Genomic DNA, 15119 nt, shown 5'->3' on the forward strand with positions numbered 1-15119 from the left:
GTTTCGACCCCGCGGAGGACCGCCGTGCGACTGCCCCGTTCCCTGTCCGGCTGGACCATGGCCGTCTTCGGACTGCTCGCCGCGGCGCTGGGGGCGGTGGGACTGGTGGCGCCCGACGCCCTGCTCACCGTCATGGGCTTCGCACCCGTACCCGACGCGAGCCGCGCGGACGGTGACCACACCCTCGTCTTCCTGACCGCTTCCTCGATGGCGGCGCTCAACATGGGCATCTACTACGTCCTGGCCGCGCTCGCGGACTGGAAGCCGTTCTTCCGCTGGACGGTCCCGTTCCGGCTCCTCACCTGCGCCGTCTTCACCCTCGCGGTGGTCACCGGCCGCGCACCGGCGGGCTTCCTCGGCGTGGGGCTGTGGGAGGGCCTGGGCGCTCTGGTGACGGGCGCCGCCCTGCGGTACGAGAACCGGGCACGGAAGGGAGCGGTGGCATGAACACCGACGCCCTCGCGGGGCTCGACGCCCTCGACTGGGCGGCCCTGCGGCACGCCTACGGGTCGGCCGAGGACGTGCCCGTGATGCTGCGGGACCTGTACCGGCCGGAGAAGGCGGCCCAGGCCTCCGACACGTTGCTGACCCACGTCCACCACCAGGGCGGCGAGATCTGCTCCTCGGCGCCGCCCGTCCTCCCGTACGTGCTCCGCGCCGCGGCCGACCCCCGCGTCGCACCGGCCGTACGTCGGGAACTCGTCGAGTTCGTCGGGGCCCTGGCCCGCTCGGCGAACACCGCCCGCCCGCAGCATGTCGATCCGGCCTGGCCCGCCGCGTGGGACCAGGCGGTGACACTGCTCCTCCCCCGGCTCGTCGCGCCGGAGGCGGCGATCCGCCGGGCCGTGGCGGAAGGCCTCGCCGAGGCCCGTCACCGGGCCGACGAGGTGCTCACGGCGCTGCGGGCCCGGTGGGAGGTGGATCCCGACCCGGACACCCGGCACCAACTCGTCGACTCCGTCGGCGCCTTGACGCCCTACGCCGAGGAACAGCGGGAGGCGTCCCTCGGCTGGCTGCGCGGGCTGACGGGCGGCGGCGTTCCGGCCGCCCGGCTCGCCGCCGTGAAGGCGCTGCACACGGCCCTGCGGGGCCGGCCCGACGACGCGTACGCGCGGACCGTGTCCGAGGTCCTGCTGGGCACCGACCCGGCGGCCTGGCATCCGGACGCCGCCCACGTCGAGTGGACCGTGCTGCGTACCGTCGGCCTGCTGGACGCCGACCCGGCCGAGCAGATCGCCGCGATCCGCAACCTGCTCGCGCATCCGGACGCGGGCGTCCGGACCGGCGCGCTGAAGGCGGCGGCCGAGGCGATCAGCCGCCGGCGCTCCGCCGTACCCGCACTGCTGCCCGCCGTCGCCCGGCTGTTGTCCGACCCCGAGCCCGGCCACCGGCTCTTCGCCGCCCGTTTCCTCGGTATGTGCGGTCACGCGGCCCGCCCCTGGGCCGACGCGCTGGCCGCCATGGTCACGGACGAGGGCGAACCCCACCCGCCCGCCCAGGACCACGCCGTCTGGGCGCTGTCACGGCTCGGGGACGCCCGGTGCGTACCCCCGCTCGTGGAGCGTCTCGCCGGGGAGCGGCTGGGGTTCGCCGACCACGGGACGCATGCCGACGGCTGGTGGACGTACGAGCTGGGTCTGGTCGAGACCGCGGGCGGTCTCGCCGCCCATGCCGACGTCCTGCTGCCGCCGCTGCGGTCCCGGCTCGCGGCCGCCTCGTCCCTCGGTGAGCGCCGCGCGCTCTGCCGGCTCCTGGAGCGCTGGGGCCCCGCGGCGGCTCCCGCGATCCCCGAACTGCTGGCCCTCCTGGACACCGACTGCGCCGTGTGGGCTCTGGACGCGCTCGCCGCGATCGGCCCCGCGGCCGCGGCGGCCGTGCCCCGGGAGCGGCTGCGGGCCCTTCTCCCGCCCCCGTCCGAGGGCTGGTCGTTCGAGGGGCCCGCTCTGGCGCGCGCGTACGGACGGCTCACCGGCGACCGGGAGCCGGCGCTCGCCCATCTGCTGCCGAGGCTCGACGCTCCGTACGGCCTGGACGACGCCGTCACGCTCCTCGGCGAACTGGGGCCCGCGGGAGCCCCGTACGTCCCGCGGCTGCGCGCACTCCTCACCCGGCACAGGACGAGCTGGCTGCCGCTGCGCGTCGGCGCGGCGCTGTGGCGGATCACCGGGGAGACGCACGAGGTCGTCCCCGTTCTTATCGGGGCGATCGAGCCCTTCGCCGGAGGGGGCGGAAAGGCCACCCGCGCGGTCACCGAGACGATCAGGCTGCTCGGCGAGATCGGCCCGCCCGCCGTCGAGGCCGTCCCCCTCCTGCGACGGTATCTGGACGCCGACGAGCGGCCGGTCCCGCACGGCGGCTGGCGCTCGGTCCCGGACGACGACGAGCTGTGCGCCGCCGCCCGCGCCGCGCTGCTCGCCGTCCGCGGAGGTCGGTCTCCCCAAGGGTGAGCCGGCCGGGTCCAGGAGTGTCCGACCCTGATCCGCCCGGACACCCCCTAGGGGGTGTCTTGTGGATCAGGCCGGATCAGGGAGCGGCGTCTGGTGCGTGCGATCGCAAGGCGGAGGAAGGAGTCGACGCGGAGCGTCGGCGACTGACGACAACGCGGCGTGGGGGCACCTCCCGTGCCCGAAGGGCTACGGGGGAGGGCGTGCCAGGCGTCGCGAGCCCGGCCTGATCCACAAGACACCCCCTAGGGCATCTGCCCGATCCGCGCGCCCCGCCTCAGACGCCAGGCTGCGGCCATGAAGTGGACTGCGGGTCTCTATCTGACCGGGGTACTGGTGTCGGGGTTCGGCTCGACGGCGATGTGGCTGGCGTCGGGGATCTGGGTCAAGTCCCTGACCGGCTCGGACAGTCTGGCGGCGCTGACCGTGTTCGCGCTGTGGGCGCCGGTGCTCGTCGGCCCGCTGCTCGGCACGGTCGCGGACCGGGTGCGGCGGCGGCCGCTGATGGTGTGGTCGAACGCGGCGATGGCGGCGCTGCTGCCGACCCTCCTCTGGGTCGACGGCGCGGACCGCGTCTGGCTGCTGTTCGCCGTCCTCGTGCTGTACGGGATCCAGGGCACCGTCCACGACGCGGCGGAGGTCGCGCTGGCGGCGAGCGCGCTCGACAAGCGGCTGCTCGGGGACTTCAACGGGCTGCGGACCACGGTCAACGAGGGCGTGAAGCTGATCGCCCCGCTCGTCGCGGCCGGTCTCTTCGCACGGTACGGCGCGGGGCCCGTGGCACTGCTCGACGCGGCGACGTTCGCGCTGGCCGCGGGGGTGTTCGCGCTCATGCGGGTACGGGAGGAGAAGCCGGCGCGCCCGGCGTCGGCGCACTGGCTGCGCGACACCGGCGAGGGCCTGCGCACGATCGGCTCCTCGCCCGTCCTGCGCCCGCTCGTCCTCATGGGCGCGTTCACGATGCTGCTCGCCGGGGTCAACGGAGCGGCTGTCTACACCGTGGTGGATCAGGGGCTCGGCCACTCCCCCGCGTACGCAGGGGTGTTGTACGCGGCGCAGGGCGCGGGTTCGGTCGTGACGGGTCTGGCGGCGGGGCCGGTGCTGCGGCGCGTCCCGGGGCGGTCGGCGGCCGCCGCCGGGCTGGCCCTCTTCGCCCTGGCGGCCGGCGTCCGCGCCGTCCCGCACGACGGCGTGGCGCTGGCGGCGAGCGTCCTGATCGGTGTGGGTCTGCCGCTCGTCCTGATCGCCGTCATGACGGCGATCCAGCGGGAGGCCCCCGCGGACGCCGTGGGCCGCGCGGCGGCGACGGCCCACACCCTCCTCTTCGTCCCGAACACGGTCGCGTTGGCGCTCGGCGCGGCCCTGGTCGGCCTCGTCGACCTCCGGGTGCTGCTGCCCCTGCTGGCCGTCGCCGGCCTGGCCGGGGCGATCGCCCTGGCCGGCCGAGGGGCTGCCGCACGCGTCGACGCCCCGGCGGGGACGGGCGCCTGAGGCATCCGTCCCCGTCTCAGCCGAGCGCCCGCAGGGCACGCGCCACCAGGGCCAGATCGGCGTCGGAGGCCAGACCCGCGTGGTAGAGGCGGAGTTCGGTGGCGCCCTCCGCCCCCGCCCGCTTCGCGTCGTCGGCGAGTGTGGCGGGGGAGCCTCCCATGCCCGTCACCACGCCGAAGTTGGCCGCGAGGACGGTGTCCGGTCCGGCCGCTGCGGCGAAGGGGGCCACGGAGGCGGCCGGGGTGACGACACCGTCCGCGACCGCGAGGACATGGACGGGGTCGGTGCCCACGTTGGCGCCGCAGCGGTGGGGCAGTGGGTCCGCGTGGAGCAGGACGCGGAAGCCGGGCGGGGCGGCGGCGCGGACCGCGGCCACGGCGGACTCCTGGAGCGCGCGGGCGGTCCGCGTGCGCCAGGCGAGCACCGGTGCCTCGAAGGCGTCGAGCCCGCGCGCCGGCCCGCCCGCCCAGACGGGCTCCAACGCGCCGCGCACGGCCGCCGCGAGCGTGTCCGGGTCGACGCCCTCCTCGCCGTACCCCTGGCGGCAGGAGGGGCAGAAGCAGAGCGACATCAGGTACTGCTCGCGGTCGCCGAGCGCGGCCCCCGCGGTCTTGTCGTGGGCGTGGAGGTGGGCGAGGCCGTACCAGCCGCAGGACTCCAGCTCGGTGCCGGCCGCCCCGGGCCGTACCGCCGCCTCGGCCGCCAGGTCCACGAGGTGGGCGCGGACGTCCGGCCGGGCGATGCAGGGCGCCCAGGGGTAGCGGTCGCCGTAGGCGTTGACGACCGAGGTCGCCGGATGTTCCGCGCCGAGGCGGGAGTTGTGGGCGAGGACCACCCAGCTGTGGACCTCCAGGCCCGCGTCCGCGAGCGCGTCCGCCGCCTCGCCGTACGCGTCGCCGGGCGCCCACTCGCCCGCCTCGTACGGCCGGAGCGCGCGCCCCGACCAGCGGGCGCCGTCCGGTGGGTAGAGGACGGCGGCGTGTGCGGCGGTGACGATCCGGTGCCTGGGGTGCCGGGGCGTCAGGGCCCGTGTGGAGTGGTACGCGGAGGCGAGCGTGACGCTTCCGACGCCCAGGTCGGCGAGGCGGCCGGGCGCGGCCGGGTCGCCGACGACGTCCCAGGGGTAGACGAAGGTCCCGGCCCTCACGCGTCGCCCCCCAGCAGGGCGCGGCCGCGCTCGACGATCGTGGCGAGCTCCTTCAGATGCTCGGGCGCGGGTTCGCTGAGCGGCGGCCGTACCTCCCCGACGTCCAGGCCCCCCATCCGTACCGCGGCCTTGACCAGGGAGACGGCGTAGCCGCGCCCCTGGGCGCGCAGTTCGACGAGCGGCCGGTAGAAGCCGTCGATGAGCCGTTCCACGGTCGCGTCGTCGCCGGACGTCAGGGCGCGGTGGAAGGCGAGGGCGATGTCGGGGGCGAAGCAGAAGACGGCCGAGGAGTAGAGGGTGACGCCGATGCCGCGGTAGGCGAGACCGGTGAGTTCGGCGGTCGGCAGGCCGTTGAAGTAGAGCAGGTCGAGGCCCTCGGCCCGGACCGCGCTGACGATCCGCTGCATGAGGTCGAGGTCGCCGTGGCCGTCCTTGAGGCCGATGATCCCCTCGGCGCGGGCGAGGGCGACGGCCGTCTCGGGGGTGAGGATCGCGTTGTCGCGCTGGTAGACGATGACGTCGAGCGAGGTGGCGGCGGCCAGTTCGGTGTAGTGCCGCAGGAGCCCCGGCTGGTCGGCGACGACGAGGTACGGGGGCATGGCGAGGAGGCCGTCCGCGCCGGCCTCCTCGGCGAGCCGCGCGTAGCGGATCGCGAGCGCCGTGCCGTAGCCGGCGCCGGCGAGGACCGGGACCCGGCCGGCCGACTCCTCCACGGCGGCGGCGACGCAGTCGCGGAACTCCTCCGGGGTCAGGGCGTGGAACTCCCCCGTGCCGCAGCAGGCGAAGACGGCGGCGGCGCCCGCCTCGATGCCCGCGCGCACATGGGCGCGGAAGACGTCGAGGTCGACGGTGCCGTCCGGGGCGAAGGCGGTGACGGGGAAGAACAGCAGGCCGTCGAGCCGTTCGGCGAGCGGGGCTGTGGTCACGGGCGCTCCCAGAGAAGTCCGTCGTGCACCGTCGTGCACAGTTATGATTGTTGTCCATATTCTTGAACGCCTCTAAGCTAGAGCAGCTTCAAAGCGCCGGTCAAGGCTCAAACCCGTCTCGAACGTGCGGTCTTGACGGTCCGTGTGCGCTCTTGACGCTTGACGAACCGGCTCCCTACCTTGTCCACGGTTGTGAATACGTTCCACGGACGGAGACCCTCCATGCCCACACCCCGCACCGTCCTGCTCACCGGCGCCGCCGGTGCCGTCGGCACGATGATGCGCGAGCTGCTGCCCGCGTACGGTTACGAGCTCCGCCTGCTCGACATGGCACCCGTCGCCGGCGCACCGGAGGCGATCGTCGCCGACCTCGCCGACCGCGAGGCGCTGCGCGAGGCCGTCCGGGGCGTCGACGCGATCGTCCATCTCGCCGGGGTCTCCCTGGAGGCCGAGTTCGAGACGATCCTGGCCGCCAACATCACCGGGCTGCACCACGTCTACGAGGCCGCGCGCGAGGAGGGGGTGGGCCGGATCGTGTTCGCCTCCAGCAACCACGCCGTGGGCTTCACCCCCCGGCCGCGCGAGGGCGACCCGCTGATCCCCGTCCACACCCCGCACCGCCCGGACACCTTCTACGGGCTCTCCAAGTCCTTCGGCGAGGACCTGGCCCAGTACTACTGGGACAAGCACGGCCTGGAGACCGTCTCCGTACGGATCGGCTCCTGCGTCCCCGAGCCGTCCGCCGTGCGCATGCTGTCGACCTGGCTCAGCCCGGCCGACTGCGCGCGGCTGGTGCACGCGGCGCTCGCCGCCGAGGGTGTCGGACACACCGTGGTGTACGGGTCCTCCGCCAACACCCGGCTGTGGTGGGACCTCTCCTCGGCACGGGAGCTCGGATACGAGCCGCAGGACGACTCGGAGCCGTACGCGGAAGGGCTCATCGCCGAGCAGGGGCTGCCGAAGGACGACGACCCCGCGCACGCCCACATCGGCGGCCACTTCTGCACGAATCCGCCGCGCTGGCCGCACTGACGGCGGCGGAGGGACGTACACGGGCCCGGCCGGACTTATGCGGGGGCGCCGGCCGGGCCCGGGTCACGACATGCGCTGGCACACGCGACGGAGGGAACGTTACGGCGGCGGCGCCCAGGGCCGCGATCCGCTCAGCGCGGCAGCTGTCCGCGGAACGCGGCGGATCCGGCCAGGGCCGGTGCGCACGCGGCGCCTTCGCCTCACCGCACGGTGCGCACGCACCCGCGGCGCGCGTTCGTCTCACCCGCCGGCGCCGGCCCGCAGGGTCTGCGAGGGCGTCTCCCCGAACCGGGTCCGGTACTGGGCCGCGAACCGCCCGTGATGCGCGAAGCCCCAGCGCCAGGCCACCTCGCTCACGCTCAGCTCCCCCGGCCCCGCGCCCCGCAGCTCCTCACGGACCCGTTCGAGCCGGACCTCACGGACGTACGCCATCGGTGACATGCCCACGTACTCCCGGAACGACTCCTGGAGCCGGCGCACGCCCACCCGGGCGAGGACCGCGAGTTCGGTCGTGGTGTGGGGGTGTTCGGGGCGGGCCCGTACGGCGTCCATCGCCCGCTTGACGGGCCCGGGCCTGAGCCGTTCGCCCGGGTGGGCGAGCTCGTCCCGCCAGGGGTGCTCGGCCGCCAGCAGAAGCCCGTTGAGCAGCGCCTCCTGGAGGGGCACGGCGACCAGCTCGTGGTGGGCCAGGCTGTCCCCGGCGAGCGCCTCGCGCGCCACCTGCCGGGCGAAGCGCACCCAGCTCAGACCGGGGCCGCGGGTGGTGTCCAGGTGCGGCGCGAGCGCGAGGTGCCCGCGTGGCGGGCGCCCGAGGAGCCGCTCCAGACGCTCGCGCAGAGCGGCCGCGTCGATCTTGACGGAGAGGGTGCGGCAGTCCCCGCTCCAGCGCTCCAGGACGGTGTCGCCCGAGGGGTCGAGCACCACCGCCCCGGTCGCCGTCGCCACCACCGGGGCGCTGTCGCCCTGGCGCAGCTCCATCGTTCCGGCGAGCGGGGCGTTGACATGGAAGGCCCCGAGCTCGCCGAAGCGCATGCGGACGTCCGCCCCGCAGGACAGGTCGCCGATGACCAGCGGCCCGAGTGCGAAGGTGTCGAACTCGGCGGCGAAGGGACGTCTCTGCCGCTCGATGACGTCCATGAAGTTGGCGTAGTACCGCGCGTCGATCTCCTGGCGCGCCTGGTCCACGTCCTGCGTACGAAAAGTGCTCCGACCCACGAGCGGAAAGAATACGATCCGCTCGAATATTCATATGACGGACCTGCCCGGGACCGGCAGGATGCCCGTCATGCCACACCCTCATGGATTCAGCTACGAACAGCGCGCCGACGGCACCGTCGTCCTCACCCACCGGGGGCGCGCCGCCGGCACCCTGCGCGGGGGCCGAGCGGAGAAGTTCCTGGCGGAGGTGGGGTCGGGGGACGCCCAGATGGTCATGGCGCGCTGGACGGGCGCGTACAGGTTCGGCAACGAGCGGACGGCCCGGAGCCACCCCCGTAACCAGAGTGGCCGAAGGTAGGCAAGGTAAGGGAACGGCAAAGCGGTCTCGCTCGTTACGCTTGGCATGACCGCTATGACCCCCGGCTCGAACATCCCGCTCTCCGCCGCGCGCGTGGCGGTGGACGTCGCCGCTCCGGTACGGCTCGACGTCTCGGGCCTCCTGCTCAGCGCCAGTGGCAAGGTGCGCTCGGACGACGACTTCATCTTCTACAACCAGCCGACCGGCCCCGGTGTGACCTACCGCTCCGGCGGCGGCTCGGCCCCTGACGCGATCGTCGTGGACACCGGCGCGGTGCCGCCGGGCATCGAGAAGATCGTCGTCACCGCCAGCCCCGACGCCGCGGGCCAGACCTTCCAGGGCGTCGAGCCCACGGCGACGATCCGCAACGCGGACGACGGCAGCGTCCTCGCCACCTTCACCCCGCCGCAGCTCGGTACGGAGACGGCGCTGGTGGTCGTGGAGATCTACCTCCGCAACGGCGCCTGGAAGGCGCGCGCGGTGGGCCAGGGGTACGCCGACGGGCTGGCGGGCATCGCCACCGACTTCGGCGTCTCCGTGGACGAGGAGCCCGCGGCCGCCGCTCCTCCCGCGCCCGTCGCCACCCCCGCCCCCTCGGCGCCGGTCGCGCCGCCCGTGGCCGCGCCCGCGGACCCGCGGATCGCCGCCCCGACGCCTCCCCCGCCGGCCGCCGCCCCGGCCGCACCGGTCTCCACCGGCAAGATCAACCTGGACAAGGGCCGGGTCAACCTCCAGAAGAACCAGACCGTGTCCCTGGTCAAGGGCGGCCGTCCGCTGCTCTCCCAGGTCAAGATGGGGCTCGGCTGGGAGCCCGCGTACCGCGGCAAGGACATCGACCTCGACGCCTCCGTCATCGCGTACGGCCCCCAGCGCAACCACCTGGACAGCTGCTACTTCGGCAAGCTCTCGATCCTGAACGGCTCCGTCAAGCACTCGGGTGACAACCTGACCGGCGAGGGCGCGGGCGACGACGAGGTCATCGTCGTGGACCTCGGCCGGCTCCCCGCCGACGCGACGGGCCTGGTCTTCACGGTCAACTCCTTCACCGGCCAGAAGTTCACCGAGGTCGCCAAGGCCTACTGCCGGCTGATGGACGCGGCGACGGGCGAGGAGCTGGTCCGCTTCGACCTGACCTCGGCCGAGCCGCAGACCGGCGTGATGATGGCCAAGCTCATCAAGCAGTTCTCCGGCGAGTGGGAGATGACGGCGTTGGGCGAGTTCGTGAAGTCGCGGACGGTCCGGGGCATGGTGAAGCCCGCCGCACAGGCGCTCTGACGGCTGCGACGACGAGGGGCCCCGCCGGTCGGTGACCGGCGGGGCCCCTCGTCGTACGGGTACGGACGTCAGCGGCGGGGCTGGCGGCGCCACGGGCCGGTGACGGCCACCATGATGCCCGGGTCCTGGATGTTGGCGAAGAGGGTGTCGCCGTCGGGCGAGAAGACGACGCCGGTGAACTCGCTGTCGTTCAGGTCGTTGCGGGCGATGGGATACGTGCGGCCGCGCTCGGTGGCCCCGAAGAGGTGCTGGACGCCCTCGCCGTCCTCGGCGATGACGAGACCGCCGTAGGGGGAGACGGTGATGTTGTCCGGGCCGTCGTAGGCGCCGTCCTCGTCCGGGTCGGCGTTGACGCCCAGGAGGACCTGGAGGGTCAGGGTGCGGCGCCTGGGGTCGTAGAACCAGACCTGGCCGTCGTGCGCGGCGCCGGGGCTCTCGTCACGGGCGTAGGAGGAGACGATGTACGCGCCGCCGTCGGCCCACCACATGCCCTCCAGCTTGCGGGCGCGGGTGACCTCGTCGGGGCCGAACTGCTCGCGGACCTCGACCTCGCGGCCGTCGCGGTCGGGCACGTCCAGCCAGTCCACGCCGTAGACCGTGCCGATCCGGGTGGCCCGGGAGAGGTCGTCGACGAAGCGGCCGCCGGAGTCGATGCAGCGGGGCGCCTGGAGCACGCCGGCGTCGTCGGCGAGGGTGCGGAGCCTGCCGCGGCCGTGCTCGAAGCCCCTCGGCGGCACCCAGCGGAAGAAGAGGCCGTTGGGCTCGGAGGCGTCCTCGGTGAGGTAGGCGTGACCGCGCCTGGGGTCGATGACGACCGCCTCGTGGTCGTAGCGGCCGAACGCCTTGATCGGCTTGGGGTCGCGGTTGGCGCGGCGGTCGCGCGGGTCGACCTCGAAGACGTAGCCGTGGTCCCTGGTCATGCCGTTCTCGCCGGCGCGGTCGGAGTTCTCCTCGCAGGTGAGCCACGTGCCCCAGGAGGTGCGGCCACCGGCGCAGTTGGTGGAGGTGCCGGCGATGCCGACCCACTCGGCGACGGTGCCGTCGCGGTGCACCTCGACGACCGTGCAGCCACCGGACGCGGCGGGGTCGTAGACGAGGCCCTCGGTGAGCGGGACCGGGTGCTTCCAGCCGGAGCGGACGCCCTTGAGCTCGTGGTTGTTGACCAGGAGCGTGGTGCCGCGGGGGCCGGCGAAGGTGGCGGTGCCGTCGTGCTTCTGCGGGGTGAACTCGCCGGACTCCAGCCTGGTGACCCCGCTGTGGGTGATGACGCGGTACGTGAACCCGGCGGGGAGGGCGAGCACGCCGGCGGGGTCCTCGACGAGGGGGCCGTAGCCGAGCCGGTGCCGGTCGCCCGCCTCCGCCCGCTCCTCGGCCAGGTCGTCCCGGTCCTCCCGGTCGTCGGCGGTGGCGAGCGCCTCGGGTGCGGTGGCGAGCGCGGCGACCGTGCCGGTCAGGACGAGGCCCGCGCCGGCGGCGGTGGACTGCTTGGCGAACTCTCTGCGGTTGAGGGGCATGGCGTGGTCGTCTCCCTGTCGTCGCCCGGTGTCGGGACACGGTCCCGCCCACGTGCGAACGCGAGTTGAACGGAGGAACGCCCTGCCATGAACCTGCACCCGCTCGGCGCGCCACGGGCCCAGCGGGGGCAGCGGGAGACTGCGGCCGGGGGTCCGGAGACCCCCGCACCGCGTCGCGCGGTCACCCCCCGGCGCGCGAGGGCGACCCGGCGGCCGAGGGCTCCTTCAACGGCCTCACCCCGAAGCCGAAGCTCACCCCCCGGCGCGCGACCTCGCCTTGAACGCCGCCTTGCGGGCCTCCTTGGCCGAGGCCTTGTCGGGGTGCAGCCGGCCCATGGCCTCCAGGACCTCCGCCGTCGCCGGGTGCTCCACCCGCCAGGCCGCCTCGAAGAAGCCGCTGTGCCGTCCCGTCAGGCCCTCGATCAGCTCCCGGAGCTCGTCCAGGTCGCCGCGCGCGTCCAGCTGCGCGGCGATCGTGTCGATCGCCAGCCAGAAGATCATCGACTCCGAGGGCGCGGGCACGTCCGCCGCGCCGTGCTCCGCCAGCCAGACCCGGGCGAGCCCGCCCAGTTGGGGGTCGTCGAGCACCTCCCGTACCGCGGGTTCCGCCTCCGCGCCCACGAGCGAGAGCGCCTGCTGGCAGTGGAGCCGGCGCAGCGGGGAGCCCTCGTCGGCGCCCCGCGCCGCGCCGAGCAGCTCCCGCGCGGCGCCCACCGCGTCCCGCCCGGCCAGCCAGACCACGGTCTCGGCGCGCGCCGCCGTCTCGGGGTAGATCGCGAGCCCGTCGAGGAGCACGTCGGCGCCCTTGCCGGCCAGGTCGCCGACGGCCGGCGCGTCCACGCCCGCCTCCTGCATCCGGGCGCGTACGCCGTAGAGCCCGAGCGGCGTCAGCCGGACCATGCCGTACCGGGTGACGTCCTCCTCGTCGACCTCGTCGATCTGCGGGGAGGGCTCCTCGCCCTCCTCGACCATCAGCGCCTCGTCGACGGGCTGGTACTCGACCAGCCCGATGGGTTCGAGCAGCCGGAACTGGTCGTCGAGGCGCATCATCGCCTCCGAGACCTGCTCCAGCACGTCGTCGGTCGGCTCACCCATGTCGTCCGGGACGATCATCGAGGCGGCGAGCGCCGGCAGCGGTACGGGGCCCTCGCCCGGTCCGCCCTCGCCGACCGTGAGCAGGTACAGGTTGCCGAGCACGCCCTCCAGGAACTCGGCCTCCTCCTCCGGGTTCCAGTCGAGGAGCTCGAAGTCGATCTCGCCGTCCTCGCCGATGACGTCCGCCAGGTCGTCCAGGACGGGCGCGGTGGCGTCGGCTAGAACGACGTCCAGGCCGTCGAGCCAGATGCCGAGGACGTCGAGCGGGGCACCGCCGGTGAGGAGCGCGAGGTTCTCGCCCGCGGTCACCGCGCCCGGGGTGTCGTCGTCGCCGTCCTCGACCTCGACGAGCCCGGTGTCGACCGCGAGGCGCCAGGCCTCGCTCGCGTACGCCTCGCCGTCCTCGTCCCCTGTGAGCCCCAACACATCGGCCGCGTCCGGAAGTTGCTCCTCGACGAGCTCGCCGCCCGCGCCGACCCGGGTCTCGGGGCCGGCCCAGCGGGCGAGCCGGGCGGCCCGGGCCAGAAGGGGCGTGGCCAGGGCATCCCTCGCCAGCTCCGCGTCCGAGTGCAGCTGAACGGGGGGCAGGGTGGGGCGGTCCGGTGCCATCTGGGGTCTTCTCCTCGAAGGGCGTGCGAGCCTGGTGGCCGTGCGGTCGGCGAACGGACTTCAGCGTAGACGCATTTCGCGAACGGCCCGCCGGTTCACCGGGCTGTCAGCCTTCGTACACCCGTCGACCCTTGACAAGTCCACCGCCCAGCCAAGAGATTGACGCGCGTAGATCCATCGACCGTTCATCCAAGCGTCTCCGGAGTTCCCTGATGCCTTCCTCCATACCGAGATCCGCGGCCGTGGCCGCCGTCGTGTCGGCCGCCCTCGCGGCCGGTCTCCTCGCGGGCTCGACCGCCTCGGCGAACACCTCGGCGGAGACCGCCGCCGGTGTCCGTATCCACGACATCCAGGGCACCACCCGCGTCTCGCCGCTCGTCGGCACCCAGGTCACCGGCGTCACGGGCATCGTGACCGGCGTCCGGACCTACGGCTCGCGCGGCTTCTGGATCCAGGACCCGCAGGCCGACGCCGACCCGGCCACCAGCGAGGGCCTGTTCGTCTTCACGAGCTCCGTGCCCACCGTCGCCGTCGGTGACGCCGTCAGCATCGACGGCACGGTCGGCGAGTACGTCCCCGGCGGTCTGACCTCCGGCAACCAGTCGGTGACGCAGCTCTCCAAGCCCACCGTCACCGTGGTCTCCTCCGGCAACCCGGTCCCGGCGCCGGTGACCATCTCGGCCTGGTCCGTCCCCGACGCGTACGCCCCCGAGGGCGACCCGGCGGCCGCGGGCTCCGTCAACGGCCTCACCCTGAAGCCGACGCGGTACGCCCTGGACTACTACGAGTCGCTGGAGGGCACCAACGTCCGCGTCGGCACGTCGCGGGTGGTGGGCGCCACCGACCCGTACGCCGAGCTGTGGGTGACGGTGAAGCCCTGGGAGAACCGCAACTGGCGCGGCGGCACGGTCTACGGCTCGTACACCGCGCAGAACACCGGCCGGCTCCAGATCCAGTCGCTGACCCCGATCGCCCAGCAGCCCTTCCCGACGGCGAACGTCGGCGACGTGCTCTCCGGCACGACGGAGGGCCCGCTGGACTTCAACCAGTTCGGCGGCTACACGCTGACGGCGCGCACCCTGGGCACGGTCGTCGACCGCGGCCTGGAGCGCGAGGTCACGGACCGGCAGCACAGGAACGAGCTGGCGGTCGCGACGTACAACGTCGAGAACCTCGACCCGTCCGACCCGCAGGAGAAGTTCGACGCGCTGGCCGCGGCCGTGGTGAAGAACCTGGCCTCGCCCGACATCCTGGCCCTGGAGGAGATCCAGGACAACAACGGCGCCAAGAACGACGGCACGGTCGCCGCCGACCAGACGCTGAAGAAGTTCACCGACGCCATCGTGGCGGCGGGCGGACCGGCCTACGAGTGGCGCTCGATCGACCCGGAGAACAACAAGGACGGCGGCGAGCCGGGCGGCAACATCCGTCAGGCCTTCCTCTTCAACCCGGAGCGGGTCGCGTTCACCGACCGCGCGGGCGGCGACGCGGCCACCGCGACGGACGTGGTGCGCGGCGCGGGCGGCCGTCCGGAGCTGACCCTCTCCCCCGGCCGGATCGACCCGGCGAACACGGCGTGGGAGAGCAGCCGCAAGCCGCTGGCGGGCGAGTTCACCTTCCGCGGCCGTACGGTCTTCGTGGTCGCCAACCACTTCGGCTCCAAGGGCGGCGACGAGTCGCTGACCTCGCACCATCAGCCGCCGGTCCGCTCCTCCGAGGCGAAGCGCCTGCTCCAGGCGCAGTCCGTCAACGCCTTCGTCAAGGACGTCCTCTCGATCCGCAAGGACGCGGACGTCCTGGTCCTCGGTGACATCAACGACTTCGAGTTCTCCGGGACGACGAAGGCGCTGACCGACGGCGGCGCGCTCTACCCGGCGGTGAAGTCCCTGCCGCGCAGCGAGCGCTACTCGTACGTCTACCAGGGCAACAGCCAGGTCCTCGACCAGATCCTGACCAGCCCCGGCATCGGCCGCTTCGAGTACGACAGCGTCCACATCAACGCGGAGTTCGCGGACCAGGACAGCGACCACGACCCGCAGGTGCTGCGCTTCCGCCCGTAACCGCGTCGGG

12 protein-coding genes are annotated in these 15119 nt (G+C 73.9%); 7 read left to right on the forward strand and 5 right to left on the reverse strand.

The window, feature by feature from the left end; translation table 11 throughout:
* Positions 1-57 precede the first annotated feature (57 nt).
* The 3 genes from M5362_RS17970 to M5362_RS17980 all read left to right on the forward strand — a co-directional run bounded on the left by M5362_RS17970 (position 58) and on the right by M5362_RS17980 (position 3935).
* On the forward strand, positions 58-447 hold the full coding sequence (locus tag M5362_RS17970) for a hypothetical protein (RefSeq protein ID WP_260228892.1): 390 nt from the start codon (positions 58-60) through the stop codon (positions 445-447).
* On the forward strand, positions 444-2447 hold the full coding sequence (locus M5362_RS17975) for a HEAT repeat domain-containing protein (protein ID WP_260228592.1): 2004 nt from the start codon (positions 444-446) through the stop codon (positions 2445-2447). The genes M5362_RS17970 and M5362_RS17975 overlap by 4 nt, the downstream gene beginning before the upstream one ends.
* A 294-nt stretch (positions 2448-2741) precedes the next feature.
* The gene (locus M5362_RS17980; protein ID WP_260228593.1) at positions 2742-3935 is read left to right on the forward strand and encodes an MFS transporter; all 1194 of its coding nucleotides are present in this window, start codon (positions 2742-2744) and stop codon (positions 3933-3935) included.
* Between the two features lie 16 nt (positions 3936-3951).
* Here the strand turns inward: M5362_RS17980 and M5362_RS17985 are convergent, their stop codons facing one another.
* Together M5362_RS17985 and M5362_RS17990 are read right to left on the reverse strand one after the other, a co-directional pair.
* Positions 3952-5082, reverse strand: coding sequence for a hypothetical protein (locus M5362_RS17985; RefSeq protein ID WP_260228594.1), 1131 nt, complete (start codon positions 5080-5082; stop codon positions 3952-3954).
* Complete coding sequence (locus tag M5362_RS17990; protein ID WP_260228595.1) at positions 5079-6008, reverse strand: 5-dehydro-4-deoxyglucarate dehydratase; 930 nt, start codon at positions 6006-6008, stop codon at positions 5079-5081. Before M5362_RS17990 ends, M5362_RS17985 begins: the two co-directional genes overlap by 4 nt.
* Before the next feature lie 222 nt (positions 6009-6230).
* On the opposite strand from M5362_RS17990, the gene M5362_RS17995 reads away from it, so the two are divergent.
* Positions 6231-7040, forward strand: coding sequence for an NAD(P)-dependent oxidoreductase (locus M5362_RS17995; protein ID WP_260228596.1), 810 nt, complete (start codon positions 6231-6233; stop codon positions 7038-7040).
* Between the two features lie 240 nt (positions 7041-7280).
* On the opposite strand, the gene M5362_RS18000 is transcribed toward M5362_RS17995, so the two are convergent.
* Complete coding sequence (locus M5362_RS18000) at positions 7281-8225, reverse strand: AraC family transcriptional regulator (protein ID WP_260228597.1); 945 nt, start codon at positions 8223-8225, stop codon at positions 7281-7283.
* A 100-nt stretch (positions 8226-8325) separates the two neighbouring features.
* Between M5362_RS18000 and M5362_RS18005 the strand changes: the two genes are divergently transcribed.
* Both M5362_RS18005 and M5362_RS18010 read left to right on the forward strand, forming a co-directional pair.
* Positions 8326-8556 (forward strand): hypothetical protein, encoded by a 231-nt coding sequence (locus tag M5362_RS18005; RefSeq protein WP_260228598.1) that lies wholly within the window; start codon positions 8326-8328, stop codon positions 8554-8556.
* A 45-nt stretch (positions 8557-8601) separates the two neighbouring features.
* Positions 8602-9831 (forward strand): TerD family protein, encoded by a 1230-nt coding sequence (locus M5362_RS18010; RefSeq protein ID WP_260228599.1) that lies wholly within the window; start codon positions 8602-8604, stop codon positions 9829-9831.
* Between the two features lie 68 nt (positions 9832-9899).
* On the opposite strand, the gene M5362_RS18015 is transcribed toward M5362_RS18010, so the two are convergent.
* Positions 9900-11345, reverse strand: coding sequence for a PhoX family protein (locus M5362_RS18015; RefSeq protein WP_260228600.1), 1446 nt, complete (start codon positions 11343-11345; stop codon positions 9900-9902).
* Between the two features lie 252 nt (positions 11346-11597).
* Positions 11598-13049, reverse strand: coding sequence for a hypothetical protein (locus M5362_RS18020; protein ID WP_260228601.1), 1452 nt, complete (start codon positions 13047-13049; stop codon positions 11598-11600).
* A 212-nt stretch (positions 13050-13261) separates the two neighbouring features.
* On the opposite strand from M5362_RS18020, the gene M5362_RS18025 reads away from it, so the two are divergent.
* Entirely contained in the window at positions 13262-15109 is a 1848-nt protein-coding gene (locus M5362_RS18025) for an endonuclease/exonuclease/phosphatase family protein (RefSeq protein WP_260228602.1), read from the forward strand.
* The last annotated feature ends 10 nt before the right edge of the window (positions 15110-15119 follow it).

Source organism: Streptomyces sp. Je 1-79, assembly GCF_025195125.1.
Lineage (GTDB): Bacteria > Actinomycetota > Actinomycetes > Streptomycetales > Streptomycetaceae > Streptomyces.